The 15110-nt window shown below is 66.6% G+C and carries 14 protein-coding genes; 7 read left to right on the top strand and 7 right to left on the bottom strand.

The window, feature by feature from the left end; translation table 11 throughout:
• Nucleotides 1-217 precede the first annotated feature (217 nt).
• Genes CAG11_RS00835 through CAG11_RS00810 form a run of 6 tightly spaced genes read left to right on the top strand, consistent with a single transcriptional unit; the run spans nucleotide 218 to nucleotide 5976 of the window.
• A complete protein-coding gene (locus CAG11_RS00835) occupies nucleotides 218-841 on the top strand; it encodes a CDP-alcohol phosphatidyltransferase family protein (protein WP_085594026.1) in 624 nt (207 codons plus the stop codon).
• A 10-nt stretch (nucleotides 842-851) separates the two neighbouring features.
• Complete coding sequence (locus CAG11_RS00830; RefSeq protein ID WP_085594024.1) at nucleotides 852-2609, top strand: bifunctional alpha/beta hydrolase/class I SAM-dependent methyltransferase; 1758 nt, start codon at nucleotides 852-854, stop codon at nucleotides 2607-2609.
• Nucleotides 2609-3964 carry a phosphatase PAP2/dual specificity phosphatase family protein gene (locus tag CAG11_RS00825; protein WP_085594608.1) on the top strand — a complete coding sequence of 452 codons (1356 nt, stop codon included), beginning with the start codon at nucleotides 2609-2611 and terminating at the stop codon, nucleotides 3962-3964. The genes CAG11_RS00830 and CAG11_RS00825 overlap by 1 nt, the downstream gene beginning before the upstream one ends.
• On the top strand, nucleotides 3945-4409 hold the full coding sequence (locus CAG11_RS00820) for a hypothetical protein (RefSeq protein ID WP_085594022.1): 465 nt from the start codon (nucleotides 3945-3947) through the stop codon (nucleotides 4407-4409). Before CAG11_RS00825 ends, CAG11_RS00820 begins: the two co-directional genes overlap by 20 nt.
• Nucleotides 4410-4418: 9 nt before the next feature.
• Nucleotides 4419-5042: a 1-acyl-sn-glycerol-3-phosphate acyltransferase gene (locus CAG11_RS00815; protein WP_085594020.1), complete on the top strand. Its 624-nt coding sequence runs from the start codon at nucleotides 4419-4421 to the stop codon at nucleotides 5040-5042.
• Nucleotide 5043: 1 nt separating this feature from the next.
• The gene (locus tag CAG11_RS00810; protein ID WP_053137755.1) at nucleotides 5044-5976 is read left to right on the top strand and encodes a phosphatidate cytidylyltransferase; all 933 of its coding nucleotides are present in this window, start codon (nucleotides 5044-5046) and stop codon (nucleotides 5974-5976) included.
• 60 nt (nucleotides 5977-6036) lie between these two features.
• Here the strand turns inward: CAG11_RS00810 and CAG11_RS00805 are convergent, their stop codons facing one another.
• On the bottom strand, nucleotides 6037-6510 hold the full coding sequence (locus CAG11_RS00805; protein WP_085594606.1) for an Lrp/AsnC family transcriptional regulator: 474 nt from the start codon (nucleotides 6508-6510) through the stop codon (nucleotides 6037-6039).
• Nucleotides 6511-6655: 145 nt separating this feature from the next.
• Between CAG11_RS00805 and CAG11_RS00800 the strand changes: the two genes are divergently transcribed.
• On the top strand, nucleotides 6656-7285 hold the full coding sequence (locus CAG11_RS00800) for a LysE family translocator (protein ID WP_031320755.1): 630 nt from the start codon (nucleotides 6656-6658) through the stop codon (nucleotides 7283-7285).
• Nucleotides 7286-7392: 107 nt separating this feature from the next.
• Here the strand turns inward: CAG11_RS00800 and CAG11_RS00795 are convergent, their stop codons facing one another.
• The 6 genes from CAG11_RS00795 to CAG11_RS00770 form a co-directional block, all read right to left on the bottom strand.
• Entirely contained in the window at nucleotides 7393-9522 is a 2130-nt protein-coding gene (locus tag CAG11_RS00795; RefSeq protein ID WP_085594018.1) for a hypothetical protein, read from the bottom strand.
• Entirely contained in the window at nucleotides 9509-10711 is a 1203-nt protein-coding gene (locus tag CAG11_RS00790; protein WP_085594016.1) for a DUF3142 domain-containing protein, read from the bottom strand. Before CAG11_RS00790 ends, CAG11_RS00795 begins: the two co-directional genes overlap by 14 nt.
• A gap of 160 nt (nucleotides 10712-10871) precedes the next feature.
• Nucleotides 10872-12914 (bottom strand): pyridoxamine 5'-phosphate oxidase family protein, encoded by a 2043-nt coding sequence (locus CAG11_RS00785; RefSeq protein ID WP_085594014.1) that lies wholly within the window; start codon nucleotides 12912-12914, stop codon nucleotides 10872-10874.
• 21 nt (nucleotides 12915-12935) lie between these two features.
• Nucleotides 12936-13565, bottom strand: a complete 630-nt coding sequence (locus tag CAG11_RS00780) for a glutathione S-transferase family protein (RefSeq protein ID WP_022641981.1) — start codon at nucleotides 13563-13565, stop codon at nucleotides 12936-12938.
• 126 nt (nucleotides 13566-13691) lie between these two features.
• The gene (locus CAG11_RS00775; protein WP_053137766.1) at nucleotides 13692-14594 is read right to left on the bottom strand and encodes a LysR family transcriptional regulator; all 903 of its coding nucleotides are present in this window, start codon (nucleotides 14592-14594) and stop codon (nucleotides 13692-13694) included.
• A 70-nt stretch (nucleotides 14595-14664) separates the two neighbouring features.
• Complete coding sequence (locus CAG11_RS00770) at nucleotides 14665-14985, bottom strand: hypothetical protein (protein ID WP_022641983.1); 321 nt, start codon at nucleotides 14983-14985, stop codon at nucleotides 14665-14667.
• Nucleotides 14986-15110: the final 125 nt, after the last annotated feature.

Genomic DNA, 15110 nt, shown 5'->3' with positions numbered 1-15110 from the left:
GGAGGGACCCACCGCCGAAATTTTTGGATACAACTCGTTACTGTATAACGGTTCTGGTGAAATTTTTGTCGCCCGCCATGTCTTTTCATCCAATGCGTGCGTCGTAGAACCGAAAGATCGCTGTTTGCTCAAATGCCACAACTTGTGATGTCGGCCCCCGGCATTTACGGCAATAATCCAGCCCTGCTTCCCGCGTGCGACAAGGAAACGTCCCATCATGCTTTCGATCTACCAGCTCAAACCACGCTTTCAGAACCTGCTGCGGCCATTGGTGCAACGCCTCTACGCCAACGGCACCACGGCCAACCAGGTCACCGTGCTGGCCGCGGTGGTTTCCCTGCTGGTGGGCGCGCTGGTGGCCTTGTTCGCCAACCACGCCTGGCTCTTCGCCCTGATCCCCTTGTGGATGATCCTGCGCATGGCGCTCAACGCCATCGACGGCATGCTGGCCCGGGAATTCGGCCAGCAGTCGCGCCTGGGCGCCTACCTGAACGAACTCTGCGACGTAGTGGCCGACAGTGCCCTGATCCTGCCCTTCGCCCTGCTGCCCGGAATCAACCTGCCGCTGGTGCTGGCGGTGACCCTGCTGGCGTTGTTCAGCGAGTACGCCGGGGTACTGGGGCCGATGGTCGGCGCCTCCCGACGCTATGACGGCCCCATGGGCAAGAGCGACCGGGCCTTCGTCCTCGGCGTGCTGGCCACCGGCATCGCCCTGGGCTGGCTCGGCGCCCTGTGGATAAACGCCGCGCTGGCGCTGGTCGCCGCCTTGCTGGTCTACACCCTGATCAACCGGGTCCGCCAGGGCCTCAAAGAAGTTCAGCACAACGCTCCCTCTGCATAAGGAAATGGCTATGCGCGAAGCCCAACACCAGACGTTCCGGACCCATGATGGTGTCGAACTGTTCTACCGCCACTGGCCAGCCACCGAAGTGGCTCCTGGCGAGCCGCGCCAGGCGGTGATGCTGTTCCACCGCGGCCACGAGCACTCCGGGCGCATCGCCCACCTGGTGGACGAGCTGGACCTGCCGCACATCGATTTCTTCGCCTGGGATGCCCGGGGCCACGGCCAGTCTCCGGGTGCCCGGGGCGACAGCCCGAGCTTCGCCACCAGCGTGCGCGACGTGCAGACCTTCTGCGGCCACCTGGGCAGCGCCCACCAGATCGCCGAGGAAAACATCGCCGTGGTGGCCCAGAGCGTCGGCGCGGTGATTGCCGCCACCTGGGTCCACGACTACGCACCGCGGATCCGCTCCCTGGTGCTGGCCTCCCCGGCCTTCAAGGTCAAGCTCTACGTACCGTTCGCCCGTCCCGGCCTGGCCCTGATGCGGCGCTTTCGCGGCAACTTCTTCGTCAACAGCTACGTCAAGGCGCGCTTCTTGAGCCACGACCCGCAACGAGTCGAGAGCTATGACAGCGATCCGCTGATCACCAAGGCGATTTCGGTCAACGTCCTGCTGGGCCTGTATGAAGCGGCAGACCGGGTGGTGGCCGATGCCCAGGCGATCCAGGTGCCGACCCAGCTGCTGATCTCCGGCGCCGACTTCGTGGTGCATCGCAAGCCCCAGGAGCAGTTCTTCGAGCGCCTGGGCAGCCTGCGCAAGGAAAAGCACATCCTCCCCGGCTTCTTCCACGACACCCTGGGCGAAAAGGAACGCGCCCCGGCCATGGCCAGCATCCGCCGTTTCATCCTGCACAACTTCACCCTTCCTTTGCAGCGCCCTGCCCTGCTGGACGCCGACCGCCTGGGCGCCACCTGCGCCGAATCCGAGGCCCTGGCCGCGCCGCTGCCGCGCAACTCCCTGCGCGACCTGTACTGGCGGGCCACCCGCGCCAGCATGCGCCTGGGCAGCCAGTTATCGGCGGGGGTCAAGCTGGGGTTCGACACCGGCTTCGACTCCGGCAGCACCCTGGACTACGTCTACCGCAATCGCCCAACCGGACATACCCCGGTGGGGCGCTTGATCGACCAGAACTACCTGAACTCCATCGGCTGGCGCGGCATTCGCCAGCGCAAGCTGCATGTGGAAGAACTGCTGCGCCTGGCCATGGAACAGCTGCGTGGGCAAGGCAGCGAGGTGCGCATCGTCGATATCGCCGCCGGCCATGGCCGCTACATCCTCGAGGCCCTGCAAGGCGTCGCGCCGCTGCCGGAATCGATCCTGCTGCGCGACTACAGCGACATCAACGTGCGCGACGGCAGCGCCCTGATCCAGGAAAAAGGCCTGGGCGACATCGCCCGCTTCGTCAAAGGCAACGCCTTCGATCGTGACGATCTCGCTGCCCTGGACCCCAAGCCGACCCTGGCGGTGGTTTCCGGCCTGTACGAGCTGTTCGCCGACAACCAGATGGTCGGCGACTCCCTGGCCGGCCTGGCCAGCGCCGTGGAGCCTGGCGGCTACCTGGTGTACACCGGCCAGCCCTGGCACCCGCAGCTGGAGCTGATCGCCCGGGCCCTGACCAGCCACCGCGAGGGCCAGGCCTGGGTCATGCGTCGCCGGACCCAGGCAGAGATGGACCAACTGGTGGAGGCCGCAGGCTTTCGCAAGGTGACGATGCGCGTGGATGAATGGGGCATCTTCAGCGTATCCCTGGCGCAGCGGGTGCAATGATGGCCACAGGCGCCCTGCCGGCGCGCGAACCCGGATTGCTCAAGCCCGCGGTGCTCTGGCTGCTGTTGCTGGCACCGTTGTTCTTCGGCACCTATGGCTTCGCCACCTGGGTCACTGCGCAGCGCGACGACGTCGCCAGCCTGGTCTTCGACTGGGAGCGGCACATGCCGTTCTGGGCCTGGACCATCGTCCCCTACTGGTCCATCGACCTGCTCTACGGCCTGTCATTGCTGCTGCCGCGCAGCCGCGACGAACTCAAGCGCCATGCCCTGCGCCTGCTCAGTGCCCAGGTGATCGCCGTCAGTTGCTTCCTGCTCTGGCCGCTGCGGTTCACCTTCCCCCGGCCGGAACTGGACGGGCTGTTCGGCTGGTTGTTCGCGGTGCTGGCAGGTTTCGACAAGCCCTTCAACCAGGCGCCGTCCCTGCACATCGCCCTGCTGGTGGTGCTGTGGGTCTGCTATGCGCGGCATATCCACGGGGCCTGGCGCTGGCTGGTGCATGGCTGGTTCGCGCTGATCGGGATTTCGGTACTGACCACTTATCAACACCACTTCATCGATGTGCCCACAGGCGCCCTGGCCGGCTGGCTGTGCGTCTGGTTGTGGCCGCTGGATCGTCCCAGCCCGCTGGCCAGCGCCCGCTTCAGCCATGACCCGCAGCGCCGCCGACTGGCCCTGCGCTATGCCCTGGGAGCTGCGGCATTCACCCTGGCGGCCTGGGCCTGGGGCGGCATCGGCCTGTGGCTGCTGTGGCCGGCGGTGGCGCTGCTGCTGGTGGCGGTGAACTATGCCTTGCTGGATGCCGCCGGCTTCCAGAAACGCGCCAATGGCCGCCTGAGCCCCGCCGCCCGCTGGCTGCTGGCGCCTTACCTGGCAGCGGCGTGGATCAACTCGCGGTTGTGGACAAGAAATCATCCACAACCGGACCAGGTTGTGGATAACGTCTGGCTGGGACGCTTGCCGACGCCCGCCGAACTGGACGCCAGCCCGTTCGCCGCGGTGCTCGACCTGTGCGCCGAGCTATCCCTGGACGGCCGCTCGCTGGCGGCCTACCAGAGCCTGCCGCTGCTCGACCTGTGCGCGCCGAGCCCGGCCCAATGCCTGGCCGCGGCCCAAGCCATCGAGCGCCAGCGCCAGTACGGCCCGCTACTGGTGTGCTGCGCCCTGGGTTATTCGCGCAGCGCCACGGCGATTGCCGCCTGGCTGTTGCACAGCGGACGCGCGGCCACGGTGGACAGCGCACTGGTCCAGCTGCGCAGGGCGCGGCCGCAAATCGTCCTGCATGCCGCCCATCGCCAGGCCCTGGAAAGCCTGGCCAACGCCAGGAGCCAAGCCCATGCCCGCGCTCACCACTGACATGCAGTTGTACAGCGTCGCCAGCCTGCTGCGCCGAGGCCAGGCCCTGGACCAGTTATCCACAGGCCTGACGCTGCTCGGCGGCTTGTATGGCCTGGGCCAGTACCTGCTCGCCAGCGTCACCCTCGCCGGGCTGCTGCTGAGCCTCGCCCTGGTGGCCCTGGGGGTTGTGGAAAAGTACCTGGCGCTGCGGGTGGCCTTCGATGCCGACCTGTTCCAGCGGGTGGCCGATGCCCCGACCTCCCTGGAGCACAGCACCCGCGCCCTGGACCAGGCCCTGAGCGCGCTCGGCCTGCAACCGGCCGAGCGCGGCGGACGGCCCTGGCACGAACGCAGCCAGGGTGCCCTGGGCCTGCTGCGGCGCCAGGCGCTGCTGCTGGCGACCCAAGTGCTGGTGCTGTTGAGCGTGATCCTGATCAGCCCCTGGCTGGCCTTTGCCGGATAAGGAATGCCCATGTTCGAACCCCTGGTTGCCAATCTCATCACCTCCGCCGCCCGCAGCATCACCGGCGCCCGTAGCCTGTGGCTGGGCTCGGCGCCGCAGGCGGTGCAACGCATCTACTTCGCCAACCACAGCAGCCACGGCGACTTCGTGCTGCTGTGGGCCTCGCTGCCGCCGGCACTGCGACGCCTGACCCGCCCCGTGGCCGGCGCCGACTACTGGCAGAAAAGCGGCGTGCGGCGCTACATCATCAACCGGGTGTTCAACGGCGTGTTGATCGACCGCGAGCGCAAGGAGGCTGTGGATAACAACCCCCTGCAGCCGATGCTCGATGCCCTGGGGCAGGGCGATTCGCTGATCATCTTTCCCGAGGGCACACGCAACCCGGAAGACGGCCTGCTGCCGTTCAAGAGCGGCCTGTATCACCTGGCCAAGCGTTATCCACAGGTGGAGGTGATCCCGGTGTGGATCGCCAACCTCAACCGGGTCATGCCCAAGGGACGCTTCCTGCCCTTGCCGCTGCTGTGCACCACCAGCTTCGGCGCGCCCCTGGCGGTGGAAGACGGCGAAAGCAAGGAAGACTTTCTCGAACGCAGCCGCGCCGCGCTGCTGGCCCTGGCTCCGGAGCACGCCTGAAATGGATAAGCAGACCCTGATGTTGTTCGGCGGCATTGGCGCCATCCTGGTGCTGGCCTCGCTGATCGGATTGATCCTCAAGTGGCGTACCCGGGGCAGCCCCAACCCGGTGATCGACAACCTCAACGCGCGGATCAACGCCTGGTGGGTGATGGTGCTGGTGATCGGCATCGCCTTCTGGCTCGGCACCGCGGCGGTGATCCTGCTGTTCTATGCCGTGTCGTTCTATGCCCTGCGCGAGTTCCTGACCCTGACCCCGACCCGGCGCAGCGACTACCCGGCGCTGGTGGCGGCGTTCTACCTGGCCCTGCCCCTGCAGTACCTGTTGATCTATTCGGACTGGTACGGGCTGTTCTCGATCTTCATCCCGGTGTACGTGTTCCTGCTGCTGCCGATCCTCGCCTCCCTGGGCGGCGACAGCACGCACTTCCTGGAGCGCGCCTCCAAGGTCCAGTGGGGCCTGATGATCGCGGTGTTCTGCGTATCCTTCGTCCCGGCCCTGCTGACCCTGGACATCGCCGGCTACGAGGGCCGCAACCTGCTGCTGATCGCCTACCTGGTGATCGTGGTGCAGCTTTCGGACGTGTTGCAGTACGTCTGTGGAAAACTCTTCGGCAAGCGCAAGATCGCCCCCAACCTATCGCCGTCCAAGACCGTCGAGGGTTTTGTCGGCGGCATCCTGCTGGCCTCGCTGATCGGCGGCGCACTGTGGTGGATCACCCCGTTCAGCATCTGGCAGTCGTTCCTCATCGCCCTGCTGATCAACCTGCTGGGTTTTGCCGGCGGCATCGTGATGTCGGCGATCAAGCGCGATCGCGGGGTCAAGGACTGGGGGCACATGATCGAAGGCCACGGCGGCATGCTCGATCGCCTGGACTCGGTATGCTTCGCCGCACCGATCTTCTTCCACCTGGTGCGCTACTGGTGGACCTGACCAGGCACTAGCAGCTTGCCCTGTGGCGAGCGTGCGCAAGCACCCTCGCCACGAACCAGGTCAGCCCGGCAGGTGGCCCAGCGGCAAGGGGCCTGGGGTCTTCACCGTGTGGATCGCGAAGTTGCTGCGGATATCGCTGACCCCCGGGATCTTCAGCAGTTGGCCGGTAAGAAAGCGGTCGTAACCCCGCAGGTCGGGCACCACCACTTGCAGCAGGAAGTCCGACTCGCCGGATACCAGGAATGCCGAGATCACCTCCGGCAACTGCAACACCGCCTGGCGGAAGGCTTCGGCTTCCGCATCGTTGTGCCGCTCGACCTTGACCCCGACGAACACCGTCAGCCCAAGCCCCACTTCATCCCGGGCCAGGACCGCCTGGTAGCCGCGGATCACCCCGGCCTCCTCCAGCATCCGTACCCGGCGCAGGCAGGGCGATGGCGACAGGCCGATCTCCTGCGCCAGTTGCACATTGCTCAGGCGGCCGTCGCGCTGCAGGGCGGCGAGGATCTTGCGGTCGTAGGCGTCGAGTTTAATGTTTGGCATATCCGGCTGGTCCCTTGGGTGAATCCTGGAAGATTATGCCAACTTCTGCTTCTTTGCTGGCTGATTACGCAAGCACCTGCCCTGCCCTCCAGCCCTAAACTGTGGGCACCGACTCGACAACGAATGGGGGTGCAAGGTGGCGCAACTGTGGATGTTTTTCCTGGCCCTGGCGGTGGTCTACCTGCTGCCCGGGCCCGACATGATCCTGCTGTTGCAGACCGGCGCCCGCCAGGGCAAGGCCCAGGCATTGGCCACGGCCCTGGGCCTGGCCATCTCCCGGGGCTGCCATGTGGCCCTGGCGGCCCTGGGGTTGGCGGCGCTGTTCAAGGCCGCGCCCTGGACCTTCGACGTGGTGCGCCTGGCCGGTGCGGCCTACCTGCTGTGGATCGGCATCCAGTGCCTGAGGAGCAACCTGCTGCCCGCGCTGGACGGCAGCGGCGCGGCGGCCACGCCCTTGCGCTGGCGCCAGGCGATCCAGCGCGGAGTGCTGACCAACCTGCTGAACCCCAAGGCCCTGCTGTTCTGCTCGGTGCTGTTGCCGCAGTTCGTCGATCCCCAGGCCGGGGCGGTGGCGCCACAGTTCATTACCCTGGGCGTGTTGCTGGTGGGCGTCGGTGGGCTGTTCGACTGCTGCTACGCCCTGGCCGGCGCCGGGCTGGGTCGCTGGATGCAACGCAGCCCTTCGGCGCAACGCCTGCAGCAATGGCTGTTCGGCAGCCTGCTGATCGGCTTCGCCCTGCGCCTGACCTTCGTCCAGCAAGCCTGATTTGGCCATAGGGCATCAGGCAAACCGTACGACCTGGCCTGGCGCGCAGCGCCCGTAAAACCAGGCACCGCGATCCAACAGGCATACCGCGCAACCCGATCTGGCGGCTATGCCTTCCGGCGGCGGATCAGGTAGGCGCCGCCCAGCAGCAGGAGCGCCGCGCCACCGGCGCTGGCCAGCTTGTGCTGCCCGAGGCTGGAGCGGGTGGCGTCGATCCACTGGGTCACATAGCGCTTGTTGGCGCTGCCGAAGTCCGGCTCCTGGCAGTTCATGCCGAAGTTGCCGGCCCACTCCACGAACGGCCCGTGCTCCACGTAGCGCTTGTAGTAGTCGATCTCCAGATCCGAGCCCCGGGTCCAGCGCGCAGCCTTGCACAGCACCGCAGCGAAGGCCTGGCTGGTGTGCGGCAGGTAATCCGCCGCGCGGTTGCCCAGCTCCCCGGCCACGTAGCGATAGTGATAGCGCACATCAGGATCGGCGGTACTGGCCTGCTGGCGCTGTACTTCGTCGGCGCTGAGGAAAGGCCCGGCCTGCACCGGTGGGATCTCCAGGTTATAGCTGCCCCAGAGGCTGTGGTAATCCGGCCCCATCTCGTAGCCAAGGATCTCCATGCCCGAGGTCCGCGCCAACTGGCCGGCCTGGTAGTAGGCCTCGGCACGGCGGGTAGGCAGCCAGGCCGACTCGGCCCGCTCGCGATACTCGCCGTAGGCCTTGGCGATGGCCTGGCGCTCGGGACTGTCGAAATAGCCCCAGCCTTCCTGGTAACGGCCTTCGCGCAGCAAGCGCCGTCCCAGCAGCTCGCGTAGCTGCGCGGCGATCGGCAAGTGCTCGTAGTAGTCGTCCGCCTGCTTGGGCGTCGATGGCGGCGCCGGGACCTGGGCGTCGACGAAACGCTTGAGTTCATCCACGGTCAGCACCCGCTCCGCCACGGTCGCCGCGTCGTGCCAGTAGATCTCGCCACTGCGGTAGAGCAACTCGAACGCCTGTACGTAGTCGCCACGCTCCAGGGCCAGCACGGCGCTTTCGCCTTCTACCCGGCAGCCCGGCTTGAGGTCTTCGTAGTTGCCATCGTAGTCGCCGCGAAAGCCCCAGTTCTCATCCCGGGGAAAGGCCGCGGAGGCCTTGGCGTAGGCGGCCGCGGCGGCCACCTTGTCACCTTCGCGCACGGCCATCTTGGCCCGCAGCCACCAGGCCAGGCCGCCATCGCCGGCGTGCTCGAGCAAGAGCTTGGTGGTGGCGAAATCGCCATTCTGGTAATTCAGCGCCGCCAGCCGGTCGGCATTGTCGAAACTGCCGGCGGTGCCCTGGCTCAAGAGCTTGATCAGGTTGCGCTCGGAGTCCGGCTTTTCGCCAAAGGACCATCCCTGGTGGGACACCAGCGAAGCGGTGAGCAGGCGCGCCACCGCAGGCTTCTTGAGTTGCTCCAGCAACTGCTCGTCCGGCAGGCTGCCCAGCTCGTTCACCACTTGTTTCAGGGAGCTGTAGCCAACCTCCGAGCCCTGCAGGCTCTGGCTGGCATACAGGTCGATGGCCTGGCTCCAGTCCCCCTGGTCCTTGAGGATCCGGGCCTCTTCGCCGAGGCTGGCGATGCCCAGTTCCAGCGGGTCGCTGAAGCCGTCGACGCTCAGCTGGCGCGCCTGGATGAATGCCTGGCGCGCCGCCTGCAAGGTCTCGCGCCGGCCCTGCTCGTCCAGTTCGTTGGCTTCTGCATGGATGGACCTAAAGGCCCGGCCCAGGGAATAGGCGGCCCAGGTACTGCGCAATGCGCGCTGTTGAGTCGGCAGCTCCAGCACCTTGCGGAAATACTCCGCGGCCAGTTGGCTGTCCCCGGCATTGAAAGCCACCGCACCGGCGGTATAGAGGCGGATCTCGGCCGGCAAGCTGGCGCCCTGCTGCTCGGCGGCGCGGCCGTCGTCGAGCTTGCGCAACTGGCCGACCAGGGTCCGCTGCGCCTCGTCCAACCCCTGTCGTTCCGCCCAGTTACGCTGCTGCACCTCGTAGCTCTCGGGCAGGCTGTAGTCGGAGTTGAAGGCGTCCTTGGCCACCGGCTTGAGCCCGGCAACGGCCTGGCCCAGGCGGCTGATCTCGAACTTGAAGCTGCCTTCGGGCAGTTCCGCCAGGGTTTGCGGACGGTCCGCAAGCAGGCGCATGGGGAAAGTCGGCCCGCACGCCAGGGCCGGAGCCAGGGGCAGGAACAGACTCAGGCACAACAGGTGGCGAGATCTAGGGACGAACATGCACAGCTCCTTGGTCAATTTTTGTACAGCGGGCCCAACCCACGGCCCGGGTGCCACCTGCCGCCAGGCGGCCGGTCTGCTGGCGGGTCAGTAGCAGCTGGCCGTCGCGCAACTGGGCGGTATAGCCACCCAGCCCGTCGAATCCGTCGCATTGGGCAATGGCCAGGGACAGTTGTTCAGGCAGGAGACGATCGAGGTTGCCCGAGTTGCTCAAGCGAATGTCGAACAAGCCATCCTGCTCAGTCAGGCCGATGTCCAGCCGGCTGGCCAATACCTCGCCCCGGGCCACCGCCTTGAGGGTGTCCAGGCTCCAGGCCCGGACATCACCCTTGAGCGGCAGGCGAAACCAGATCAAGCCGGCCAGGTGCGCCGGCGGATCGTTGCGCAGGGTCTTGGCCAGCAGGCTCAGTTGTTCGGGGTCGGCCATCAGTTCGCGACGTTCGCCGCGCTGGGCGATGGGCGCCTCGCTCTCCACCAGCGGCGCGCCCTCACCGCCTGCCAGCAGGGCCACGCCATAGGCGGGTAGAGCCAGGTAGAAGGGTTTGTCGGTGACCTGCGCCCAGCGCCGGGCCCATTGCTCGGCTTGCCCGGGGTCGAACAGGCCCTTGCGCGGGTCGCTCACCGCATGCACCTGGAGCACGCTGCCATCGACCTGGCCCAGCAGCCTCGGCAATTCAGAGCTGCCAAGCCAGGCCGGAAGCGCGGTGATGCTCAGGGCCAGGGACGCCGGTAACCGGGCCCGCAAGCGCGCCAGCAACGCGGCATAACCCGGCAGCCGCGCGGTGGCGGCATCGTGATCGATCTCCAGGCCGGCCAGGACCAGGCCCTGCCCTTGCCAATCGGCCAGCAGTTGCTGCACCTGGGTGAGGATTTCGTCCTGGTCCAGCGCTGGCAACTGCCCATCGAGGCGAACTACCGCGATCAGCCGCCGGCCATCCTGGCGCAGCATATCGGCATCGATCCGCGCCCGACTCCAGCCAGCCTGTGGAAAAGCCTGCAAGGCCAGCACCCGGACTGTGGAAAAGTCTGCCCGGGACCCTGCCAGGGCCGCAGCGTGGGCCGGGGTCCACTGGCGTTGCCAGATGTACAGCTGTTGATCCAGCGCGGGCGCCTGCTCCTGGCGGCAGGCGCTGAGCGACAGCCCGCAAAGGAACACGGCGCAGAGACGGAGCAGAACCCGGGGGAGCATGGATCGTTGATTCCCTTTAACGCTGAAAACCCTGGAATATCGCCGGGTCGATAGGCCCGGCAACCGCCACCCACAGCCTGCGGCAGCGGCGAGAAAATTCGCGTCAGCCTACGCAGGGGGCGGGTTGGCGGCAATCGTCGGGGAGGATTTTTTCTTCGCTCTACAGGTCCAGCACCAGGGGTGAAGATGAGTTATCCACAGCAGCGGGAACCGCGCAGCAGATCAGCACCTGCCCGGCTTCCGGCAACTGCGCCGGAGGTTGTGGATAATTGACCTGGCCACTGAGCAGGCGGGTCTGGCAGGTGCCGCAAGAACCACCCCGGCAACTGAATTCCGGGTGCAGGCCGGCGCGCTCCGCCAGTTGCAGCAGGCTGCCGCCAGCGGGTTGCCAGTGATGTACCAGGCCAGAACGCTCAAAGCGCACCGGCACCGTGCTCGTGGCCGCCGCCGGCTGCTGCAACGGCACGGCCTGGGCATCGGGCCGCCGACGTAGGGTCGAAGGGCCGAAGGTCTCGGCATGGATCTGCCGATCGTCAATATCCAGGTCCCGCAACTGGTCGTACAACGCTTGGGTGAAGGCACCGGGACCACACAGCACGAAATCCACGGCGTCGTAGTCATCCAGTTGCAGATGCTCAAGCACCAACTGGGTGTCGATCCGCCCCTGCCGATCGAAGGACACGCCCGGCTGCGCCGTCGCCTCCGGCTGGCTTAGCAGGCGCAGCACCTGCAGCGCCTCCCCGACTTGTTCACCGAGGGTTCGCAGCTCCCCGGCAAAGGGCTGTTCGGCAAGAGTGCGCGAGCCCAGGAACAACCAGGTGGGGCGCATGCGCCGGGTACGCAGGCCTTGGTAGACCACCTCGCGCAGCATCGACAGCAAGGGCGTGATACCCACCCCGGCCGCCAGCAGTACCAGTGGTCGCAGCCCGTGGGGGTCGATGCTGAACTGGCCCTGGGGCGCCCTGGCGTGCAGCAGGTCGCCCACCTCGACCCCATCGTGCAGGTAGCTGGACACCCGCCCTTCGCGCTTGACGCTGATGCGCAGGAATCCATCGGACGGGGCGCTGGACAGGCTGTAGGTGCGGATCAGCGGCTGTGGGTCGAGCCCGATCCGCAACGGCAGGTGCTGGCCGGGCAGGAAAGACGGCAAGCCCGCGCCGTCCGCCGGTTCCAGGTAGAACGAACGGATGTTGCGGCTTTCATCCTCGATCCGCACCACCCGCAGCGGCCGCCATTGCTTGCCCAGGGCCTGGGCCCGCAGGCGCGCCTCGGCCTCGAGCCAGGAGCCGGTCAGCAGGCTGTTGGGGGACACCCCGCGCAACGGCCCACGCAGGGACAAGGCCGCCGGGCGCCGCACCATGCGCTCCACCTGGACCCGCCACAGCCGCTCGGCCCCCTGGAAGGCACTGACCAGTGGACCGTCGAGGATGATCTGGGTGGAGCCGGTGAGTTGCAGCAGCTCGCCGCTGTGGAAATCGATGAACAACAGGCCGGCCCGAGGGTTGAGCAGCAGGTTGCCCAGGGTGTTGAAATGCAGGTTGCCGGCGAAATCCGGGATGGTCAGGCAATCGCCCTCGACCCGGACGAAACCGGCCTGGCCGCCACGGTGGGATACATCCACCGAACGCTGGCCCTCCAAATCGACGTAGCTGGCGACGAAGAAGGTGTCGGCGGCAGCGATCAATGCCCGCGCCGCATCGTCCAGGCCCCGGTGATGCTGGGCCGGGCGGCTGGCGGGGTCGCCCAGGGGCACCTGTTGCAGCTCGCGCAGCTGGATGTACTGCGGGCAGTTGCCGAAGGACTGCTGCACCCTCACCTCGAACCCCTGGGCGTCGAGGGTGGCGATCTGCCCGTTGAGGCGGTTACGCCGCCGGGTATGCAACTCGATCCCCAACAGGCCCAGCGCCGCGCCCTCGTGCAACTGCAACGGGTCATCGCTGGCCGGCAGGCTGTCCAGGCGCAGCCGGGTGTCCTGCGGGGCCCGGGCAAAACCGGGGGGCCCTTCGAGAATGCTCGCCCAGGGGCTGCCATCGGCATCCACCGCGCCCACCAGGATGAACGGCAGCTGTTGGTAAAACTGCCGATGCTGGTCGGGCATGGCCTGGCGGATGACCTTGGCCCCGAAGGCTTCCATGCGCTCGGCCACCCCGGCCTGGGCCTGCAGCTGCCGTTCACCGGCGTGCCAGGGCGACTGGGTGCTCATGCAAACCTCCCTCGGGGCGCCTCAGGCGCTTTTCAGGCCCGCCGCCGTGGATGGCATGGCGACGAAACCCGGCAGGGCTTCGATGCGTTCCAGCCAGGCACGCACATGGGGGTAGTCGGCCAGCGACACGTTGCCCTCCGGCGCGTGGGCGATGTAGCTGTAGCCGGCGACATCGGCGATGGTCGCCTGCTGGCCGACCAGGAACGGCCTGCCGGCCAGTTCCTGGTCCATGACCTTGAGCAGGACATGGGCGCGGGCGATGACTTCCTCGGGGTTGAAGGTTGCGCCGAATACGGTGATCAAGCGTGCCGCCGCCGGCCCGAAGGCGATCGGCCCCGCGGCCACCGACAACCAGCGCTGCACCTGCGCCGCTCCCACTGGATCGGTGGGCAGCCAGCGACCATCGCCATAGCGCTGCGCCAGGTACACCAGGATGGCGTTGGAATCGGCGATCACCACGCCCTGGTCGTCGATGACCGGCACCTGGCCAAAGGCGTTGAGGGCCAGGAACTCGGGCTGCTTGTGGGCACCCTTGGCCAGGTCGACGAAAATCGTTTCGACCGGCAACTCCAACAGGGACAGCATCAGCTCGACGCGGTGGGCATGGCCGGAGCGAGGAAAGTTGTAGAACTTGATGGCGGGCTGGGACATGGACGACTCCACGGGCAGGTGCACGGTCGAAGCGCCGCGCTGGAGGGGCTATCTTCCTGCCAGGGCAAAAACAACAGAATCACCAGAAATCACAAACCATCATTTCATCTGGTGAAACAATCTTGCTCAAGGATTGAGCGATGGATGCTCGCGCAGGGCCTGTACCGCGAAATCGACGAAGCTGCGCACCCGCGCTGGCGCCTTGCGCCCACCCTGGTACACCACATGGATGGGCAAGGGAGGCTGCTCGAAGGCCTCGAGGACGATTTCCAGCTGCCCTGCCGCGACCTTGTCGGCCACTTGATAGGACAGCACCCGGGTCAGGCCCAGCCCCAGGCTGGCGGCGGTGATGGCGGCCTGGCTGGCGCTCACCAGCAAGCGAGGCTCGGGGCGAATGCTCAAGGCGCGGCCGGCGACGTTGAACTGCCAGTTGCGCGCCTGGCCAATGGAAGACGGAGCGATCACCGGCGCCTGGCGCAAGTCTTCGGGGTGCTGCGGTCGGCCATGGTTGGCCAGGAATGCCGCAGAGGCGCAGATCACCCGGCGTACCTCACCGACGCGGATGCTGTGCTGGCCGCTGTCCGGCAGCTCGCCGATGCGCACCGCCACGTCGATGCCCTCGTCCACCATGTTGGCCATCCGATCCACCAACAGGGCGTTGACGCTGACCTGTGGATAACGTTGCAGGTAGCGCACCAGCAGCGGGGTGACGAAGAGTTCGCCGAACAGCACCGGCGCAGTCAGGCTCAGTTGGCCCCGGGGCTGGGCATGGATGCCGGCAGCCGAGGCCTCGGCATCCTGGACCTCGGCGAGGATGCGTCGGCAATCCTCCAGGTAGCGTTGCCCGGCTTCGCTCAGGTGCACATTGCGCGTGGTACGCACCAGCAACTGGGTGCCGATGCGTTGCTCCAGGGCCGCCACGGCCCGGGTGACGCTGGCCGCCGACAGGTTCAGGCGCCGCGCCGCGGCAGCGAACCCCTGCTCCTGGGCGACACAGACGAACACCTGCATTTCCTGAAATCTGTCCATGGCTTATCTCGAATGGCGGCGCCCAGCCGACGGGCGCCACGAGCCAGCAGCATAATCCACCGCCATGGCGTCAGGGGGCGCACCAGGTCTGCACATCGTGCCGATGGAATCCCGGGCACCGGTTGTTTTTGGCGATCAACCTATACGGCTGGTCTTCAGCATAGGAAAAGTAGAAGTAGTACTGCCGATCCTCCCCGTACAACCAGTAGGAAGATGAGCCCTGGTTGATCAGGGTCGGTTCAAAGGTCCAGATCGAGGACTCCGCCGGAATGAAGTTGTCCCGATCCATCAGCAGCAACAGGCCATTGGACAGCACCGGCGTCAGCGTCCCCAGCCCCAGGACAACCAGGATCAGCACGATTATCCATCCATGAATCAAGCGAAGCTTCATTGGTTTTCCATCCGCTGGATAAAAGTATCGACCTGGGAGCAGGCCAGGGCGCAACAGCTGTGAAGCTGCCTAGTTTTTGCGAAAACCCGGCGTAAGTCGATCCTGCGCCACTCAAGCAGGTCTTT

The sequence above is a fragment of the Pseudomonas sp. B6(2017) genome (assembly GCF_002112765.1).
GTDB lineage: Bacteria > Pseudomonadota > Gammaproteobacteria > Pseudomonadales > Pseudomonadaceae > Aquipseudomonas > Aquipseudomonas piscis.
This window is presented reverse-complemented; position numbering and strand designations above follow the sequence as displayed.